This window comes from Cedecea sp. NFIX57, assembly GCF_900177785.1.
GTDB classification, from domain to species: domain Bacteria; phylum Pseudomonadota; class Gammaproteobacteria; order Enterobacterales; family Enterobacteriaceae; genus Cedecea; species Cedecea neteri_C.
Genome location: NZ_FXAS01000071.1, coordinates 1 through 7122 on the forward strand (window position 1 = coordinate 1; position 7122 = coordinate 7122).

The following is a 7122-nucleotide window of genomic DNA, read 5'->3' on the forward strand; positions in this document are numbered from 1 at the left end:
AGCGGGTTTTGCGGCAGAGCCGGACGGCCTTTGGCAAGGATATAAGCGCACTCGTGGCGATAGCCGACGTAAGCGGACTTCGATGTGTAGGTTTTGGTGAACACCAGATGGCCGACCACGCTGAATCCGGCATTCTTCCACGCAGCCATAAAGCGATCGACGCGGTTCCAGCCGTAGAAACTCACCATCAGCGCGTCTTTTTTGAGCACGCGGTACATCTCGTTGCAGGCGGGTTGCAGCCATTCGTCGGTGCGATCGCCGGCAATGGTACGCCCGGCACGGTCGCGGAAGCCAACGAGGTAAGGCGGGTCGGTGAATATGAGATCAACAGCATTATCCGGAAAGCCGGACATAATTTCGACGCAGTTACCCAGAATGAATCGGGACATAGGGATACCTCGTGGTTACAGGGGGCACACAGGAGGACGTCGGTACGACGTCCGTTCCCTGCTGCCCGGAGCCTGTACGCCGCGACCGGTAACGGGTCAGGCCAACCGTGGAATACCGCAACCGTCAGCCCTTTCGACGGTGAGGATATGCCGCGAAAGTGGCTTGAAGGGCGTTCATCAGAGAAAGGCGAGTGGAGGGCGTAAAATCACAGCGACGCCGGACAGGAGCGGAAAAGTCGCCCGTCCCGTGTCCGCCCGGGCGCGGCACACTGGCTCCGGGCAGTGGATCCCCCCGCGCCACGCGCGGCATGGATGCGGAGCGGTGCGACATCGTTATTTACATCGTCGCTATCCACAATTTCGGTGGGCAATTCAGTGTATAAAATGAGGGTATTTCGCGCAGGTCGCTACCAGTACGGATGACAACACACCTGACAAAATGGTTATCTTTTAACCATACCATGCAGGCTTCACTTTTCCTAGTGTGGTATGTTGATGCTGACTGTACACAACCGGAGCGGAAAAAGATGGACAGAGAAATGCTGGCAGAGTGGCTGCGGGATATTGCCCAACATATAGAAGATGAAAGCCCACTAATTCGTGATGTCAGTGTGGATGACTCCCTTTCAGATGAAGGTCTGGCCAGAAAGATCATCACCATCACGTTCAATGCACCAGGTCGTGCTCCACAGCCTGAAGAAGCCATCGGAGATATCTCTCGGCACTGAAATTGGAGATACAATCTTAAGCCGTTATCCCCGGAGAATTTACCGGGGTTGGAACAAATCGTCTACAGAGAGCGGCCACCGCATAGCCAGAAAGTGCAGCACAGACAGACAGACAGACAGATAGATAGATAGATAGATAGAAATACACACAATCTTTATCAAAAAGATAAAATCATATTTTGATAATTTAATAAATTGATAAAATATCAATCATCATTGTTCCGCCGTTCGAGATATTGCTCTAAAGCCTCTCGGATGACAGCACTTGTATTTTTCGGACCAGAGCCACTGAGTTTGTTTTCTGCTGACACTCGAGTAATTGCCTGATCAAGAGACTGGGGTAAAGCAAGGCTCCGCTGTACTGTTTTTTCAGTTTTAATGATGGGCGATGGCCCACCATATTGCTTATCCGCCAGTTTATCAGCGAGAGCAGCAACCTGGGCGTCGGATGGTTTTTTAGTAGACCGTGGTTTTAAAGCCATTTGGAATACACCTCTTCAATCAGTTGCTCAACTTCCTCTATTGCAGTTCTGTTGGTTGCCTCCAAAACAGATTTCCCAAGAGGGACTACGTCTCGATAAACCTTTCGTTCACAGTTAATGGCATTAAGAGGAGGTAAGGTTGGGAAATCCTTCAGGTATTCGAGAAACTCTGCACGTTCTTTACCACGCAATACAGGATTAGTAGTCGCTCGAGTCTGATACATATAGAGGTTTAAATCAGGATTTAGATCCTGCCAAGCCTCAAGCTGGCCTTCAAGCTCTTCCAAAGTGTCCAGATCGAACTGTGAGCACAAATGCGGAGCAATTATTATATCAGCCACAGCCCCAGCATTAGCCAGTTCACGACTATTACGTCCTGCCACATCTACAATAACGTGATCAAACTTGTCATCGAGCTGACGCAAAGTCTGGCTGATGTTGCCATATTTCTGAATAAGGGTAATCCGAGGTAACAGATCGGCCTCCTCACGAGAAGCATGCCACTTTGCCGCAGATGACTGAAGATCAGCATCCAAAAGGCAAACATCTTTCCCGCGCAATGCCAAAGCTATCGCAATGTTTGTAGCGGTTGTGCTCTTTGATGCACCACCTTTGTTTGAACCTATAACAGTAATCATAGCGGCCTCTAGTGCAAATGGATGTTACAGACCACTCTATCACAAATAAATAATTTAATAATATAATTATTTATCATTTTATCATTTTATCATTTTATCAAAAAAATTATATTAATGAAAGGCATGACTGCGAGCCCACTAATTGGATCTAGTGCAATAACTAGAGGAATAAATTGATGGAAAGTGAGACGGTTAAATTTGGGTATACACCAATATGACAAATAACATAGATATATAATTAGATTGGTAATAGATGAAATGCAAACAATAACATTGGTTATGGTCACAACAATAAATAAGTTCACTCTGGGTAATCATTAATCGTCCGAAACCGACCGGTTTCGGACATGCCAATTCGAATATGTACGAAAGTTAGTGTTTTTATTTTCGTACATGATTTACAATACGTACAACCATTTCGTACACAAAATAACGCCATGTCACGAGTTTTTGCTTACTGTAGGGTATCGACCCTTGAACAGAATACCGAGAATCAGCGACGGGAGATCGAGGCGGCTGGATTTGCCATCAGACCCCAGCGGCTGATTGAAGAATATATCAGTGGTTCAGTCGCGGCGGCTGAGCGGCCTGGATTTATGCGGCTGCTTGACCGAATGGAAAACGGTGACGTTTTAATCGTCACGAAGCTGGATCGCCTCGGACGTAACGCCATGGATATCAGGAAAACGGTTGAGCTACTTGCCGCGTCAGAAATTCGGGTTCACTGCCTAGCATTGGGAGGGGTAGACCTCACCAGTCCGGCCGGTAAGATGACAATGCAGGTCATCTCCGCTGTCGCTGAATTTGAACGGGACCTGCTGCTTGAGCGTACGCATGCAGGTATTGCGCGGGCTAAGGCATCAGGAAAGCGTTTCGGGCGTCCACCTGCTTTAGATGACGAACAGAAGAAGATGGTATTTCTGCGTCTTAGTGAAGGTAAAAGCATCAGCGCGATCGCCCGCGAATTTAACACAACACGCCAGACAATTCTCAGAATCAAAGCTGCAAAAGAAAACGCTGATGTTCGCTCGTGAACTGCTTTTTATACGCATGTCTACTTTCTTTGTGCCAAGCGAACCTATCGTGGTTTTAAAAACCTCTCTCATGAAGTGGCCAACTTTTATCGACCACTTCATTGAGCTATACCTCTGCAGAACCACATCACACTTGGGATTTAGTACTAATCTTACCCCACGGCCTGATCGAGAGCCTCGATTGCACCTATCATGGCTTCTACAGTTGCCCTGTCAAATTCTGCCCTGTCGTTTTCATCATGCGTACCTTTATTGAGGTATCGCCATTCACGTGATTCTCCGCTAAAACCAGTCAAAACATCGATGGGAGTAAACACGGCATTTTTATTCGGGTCATTAAAATCGGCACGTCCAATTTGTTTTTTCAATTGATCTGAGAGATTACGCAGCTCAATAGGTGCATTTGCTGACCTCAGTTTAAGACTGAGGTTACCATCACCGTGCTTGTTTACATAACGCCAGACCTTCCCCTTCATCAGCGATTCAAGTGACTGCCTGCATTTAGTCAGCGCCTCCCTGATTTCATTACGTCCATAATGACTTCGCGCTGAAAGAATATAGTTCCTGGGGGCACAGTTAAAATCCACGCGGATATGTAATTCGTCCAGACGCGGTAAAAAGCTGAAAGTTTTGGATTGTGCAGCCACTGGCGCTGGCAATAAATTCTGTATGTCTTTGAAGAACTCTTCTCCGTGGCAGGCTAGGATGATTTGCTTATCTGCAAAGAAGGCGTCTTCAAACAACGTTCTTCTAATAGATTCTCTGTGATCGTCATCGATAGCATTCACAGGATCATCAAATATCAAAAGTGGACATTGCTCACTGATGTTTTTTGCCAACAAAATAGCCAATCCTATGCAGCGTACATGCCCTTCACTGAGCACATGCAGAGCATCAAAAAATTTCGCTGGGTTGTTCTGAAATGCCACCTCCAGCCGCTGATTCTGCATCAGGGGGAGTTTGATACCAGCGAGCTTTTCTCCAGGAGGATCATTACGGTTGAATGCATTATACAAAGTAACAATGCTGTCTCCGAGATTCGCAACCAACTGCTGAGGTAAACCATCTTTATAGGCGTTCAACTTCAATACGAACAGGGCATAGGCTACTGAGATTTCTGTGTTTTTTCTTACAACGGATTCCTCAAGTGCAACCTCTTCAATAAGCTGCCTGTTTTCCGTATCAAAGTTACCAATCAACAACTGAGCCGCTGCGATGGCCCTTTCTGTAGTATTTCTTCTTGTCTGCAATATTGTTATCTGCCGTTCTGACTCACGCAACCTCACAAGATCACGCTGCCGGGATTCCCGCAATTTAGCAGCTGCTTCTGTTTTTTTATCTTCTTCTTCCAACTGCAACACCTGTTTCTCCAGAAGAGACCATGGAGTGATGCCATCGCCTGCAGGTTGATGCAGGTCACGCCACAAAGCGATGCCATTGTCCTCTCGGAATATTTCGAGAACATTTTCATGAGGAAGAAACTGGCAACAGGTGCCGACAAATTGTGAGACACGGTACATAAGCTGGCTGATTGACTGTTCCAACTGAGCTATTTCACCCTGCAAGGTCGATAAAAACGCAAGCTTCAGCAATTCCTCACTGGCATGACTGTAGGGGTTTTTCGTGGCTTGCTGGAGTGGAGTATGGCATGCAGGGCACTGTTCTGGGCTGGTGCTCTGTAACTGGACGACTGCTTCGAATAAAATTTTAAATGAAACCTGCAGACTCACCTCTGCCAGTTGCTTCTGTTTGCCATACAGATCCGCCAATACAGTTTCAACAGAGTCACTTAAGTCCTTCAACATCGCACAGGTCAGGTGACTCTTGTTCGGAAGAGGTTTCTGTAACTCTGCCTCAAGCTGCCGGATGGTTCCGATATTTTGCTCATCCCCTTTTAATTCAATCATCATCTGCTGAAAAGAAAGGCCCTCGCGGTAGCCAGAAGCCAGCGTCTGTTCCTCAGAAACCAGTCCTTCAAGATCCGTCTTCCCCGCTTCCAGTTGCTGGATGGCCCCCTCGAGTGTGCGGCGTTTTTCTGCCAGTTGAGCTTTTTTTACACCTGTCAGATCGATGTATCTGCCATCAATTTCCGCAGTGAAATTTCGGACAAAATCATTGAAGGCATCCAGACCGAATAATGTTGAAATTAGTTCGTTCTGCCTTGCCGGAGCCAGCGCCGCAATTTTTGAAAAGTTGTCGATGCGATTTTTTTCAACAAAGCAAAAGCGGTATTGTGCTTCGTTATTCTCGATTGCCACATCATGCCCTTGAGCTCCAACACCAGTAATCACAGGTGCAGCAAACTGATTGACGTATGCATTTCTAAAATAGTCGGTTTGATTACGAAAGCGTTTACTTTCAGCCTCAGCAACGCTGCCCAGTAATGTATATTCAAGTGCTTCGCAGAAACTGGACTTCCCGGTACCGTTAGGCCCATAAATCAGCACCAGACGCGAATCCAGATCAAATTCCTCTTGTCTGGCAAATCCTCTGAACGGTCCAACGGACAGCCTTCTTAGCCGACTGAACGTGGAGACACGTTCGGAGTTCTGCTCAGGCATTGGCTGGACTTCCAGACTGAGGGTATCCCAGGAGGGCTGCGCCAGATCGGCGATGCGACGAATCCGCTGGCCCTGCGCGGTACCTAACGGGATAATACTATCCATATTATCCCACACTAGGTTCGCTATTTTTCTAACATCGCCGGGTACATCTGCTGTGTCTAAAGTTTGGAAAAAGCGCAAAAACTCGTTGCTGAGCATCATGAATCCTTTTTGACTTGTCGTTTTCTCTCGTTGTAAGGCAATGATAGAAGATACACTTTCAACTTATCTATTCACGTGATCTGCAAATCAAATATCTGCAGTTCCGCTCTCGTGTTGAACTGACCCGGATGAAGGCCGTGTGATCCCCCCACTGCATTGCCGGCTGAACAAAGACAAACTAGCCACTCGCTAGGATGAAAACCTGAGAGGTGCAAATTGAAGGACGTTTTATACGCAGATCTGGTCAACGAACTGCGCAGCGCCACGCGACCAGCCATCGTGGTGCTTGACAGTCTGTACTTCGATATGCAGGAGATTGCCGAACGTCTGAAACAGGATGCGGGGATTACACCGTTATTCCCTAAACTATCCTTTAGCCCCTCCGAAGGCGCACGCCAGAGACAGCTGAACACCCTGGCGAAGATGTATGGCAAGCCAGTGATATTTGTTGACCAATATCCGCTAGCCTGTCACTGGGAGTCTGGTTTGGTCGGTTTCCAGCTACTCAATGAGGAAAAGAAAGCCATCATTGACCGGATTCAGGTGGAAAACGAGTGGATCAGGAGCGCTCCGACTAAAGAAGAGCGCACCTGCCGCCAGGAAGAGTCCATGAACCGCGCAATGTCTGGCATGGGTAATGCAATGTCCAACATACTGGAAGAATCACGGGCTATCAGTGCGGAGCTGGACGAAAAAGCGGCCAACATAATAGAAACCGAGAATGAAGCTGCCTTTGAGGTGCTGAAAGAAGAATACAGCCCGGAAAACATCTTCAAGCGGCTACAGCACCGCATATGGGGTAAAAAATAATTAACTTTAAGTTTTGATATAGAAAATCATTGTATGACAAGCCTGTTCTTGTTCATTTGGGGGCAGTTGCCGGATGTCGTTCACTATAGGCTGTAACCGTAGCCAGTGGCCTTACGCGTGAACAGTGGGAAGCAATTGGTAAAATCGCTTCGATTACCATTAAACGTAAAAAAATCGCCTCGGTATACCCCAGTATGACCACGAATGTGTGTTCTAATGAGTGCCAATGTTACCATATTAATGATACCATTAATCATGCGACCATTTTAACGTGAC

7 protein-coding genes and 1 pseudogene are annotated in these 7122 nt (G+C 47.1%); 3 read left to right on the forward strand and 5 right to left on the reverse strand.

The features are described from left to right. Both B9Y90_RS25235 and B9Y90_RS27635 read right to left on the reverse strand, forming a co-directional pair. On the reverse strand, positions 1–389 hold a 389-nt coding region (locus tag B9Y90_RS25235), incomplete at its 3' end, for a DNA methyltransferase (protein ID WP_254902766.1). 79 nt (positions 390–468) lie between these two features. Next, positions 469–703: pseudogene (locus B9Y90_RS27635) on the reverse strand (hypothetical protein); the annotation flags it as partial. Between the two features lie 213 nt (positions 704–916). On the opposite strand from B9Y90_RS27635, the gene B9Y90_RS25240 reads away from it, so the two are divergent. Beyond that, the gene (locus B9Y90_RS25240; RefSeq protein WP_085543045.1) at positions 917–1117 is read left to right on the forward strand and encodes a hypothetical protein; all 201 of its coding nucleotides are present in this window, start codon (positions 917–919) and stop codon (positions 1115–1117) included. Between the two features lie 206 nt (positions 1118–1323). On the opposite strand, the gene B9Y90_RS25245 is transcribed toward B9Y90_RS25240, so the two are convergent. After that, positions 1324–1599 (reverse strand): hypothetical protein, encoded by a 276-nt coding sequence (locus tag B9Y90_RS25245; protein WP_085543046.1) that lies wholly within the window; start codon positions 1597–1599, stop codon positions 1324–1326. Then, a complete protein-coding gene (locus tag B9Y90_RS25250; RefSeq protein WP_085543047.1) occupies positions 1590–2237 on the reverse strand; it encodes an AAA family ATPase in 648 nt (215 codons plus the stop codon). Before B9Y90_RS25250 ends, B9Y90_RS25245 begins: the two co-directional genes overlap by 10 nt. A 437-nt stretch (positions 2238–2674) precedes the next feature. Between B9Y90_RS25250 and B9Y90_RS25255 the strand changes: the two genes are divergently transcribed. Beyond that, complete coding sequence (locus B9Y90_RS25255; protein ID WP_085543048.1) at positions 2675–3271, forward strand: recombinase family protein; 597 nt, start codon at positions 2675–2677, stop codon at positions 3269–3271. 152 nt (positions 3272–3423) lie between these two features. Here the strand turns inward: B9Y90_RS25255 and B9Y90_RS25260 are convergent, their stop codons facing one another. Further along, a complete protein-coding gene (locus B9Y90_RS25260; RefSeq protein WP_254902767.1) occupies positions 3424–6036 on the reverse strand; it encodes an AAA family ATPase in 2613 nt (870 codons plus the stop codon). A 216-nt stretch (positions 6037–6252) separates the two neighbouring features. Here B9Y90_RS25260 and B9Y90_RS25265 point away from each other — a divergent pair, with 216 nt between their 5' ends. Then, positions 6253–6846, forward strand: a complete 594-nt coding sequence (locus tag B9Y90_RS25265; RefSeq protein WP_085543050.1) for a hypothetical protein — start codon at positions 6253–6255, stop codon at positions 6844–6846. Positions 6847–7122: the final 276 nt, after the last annotated feature.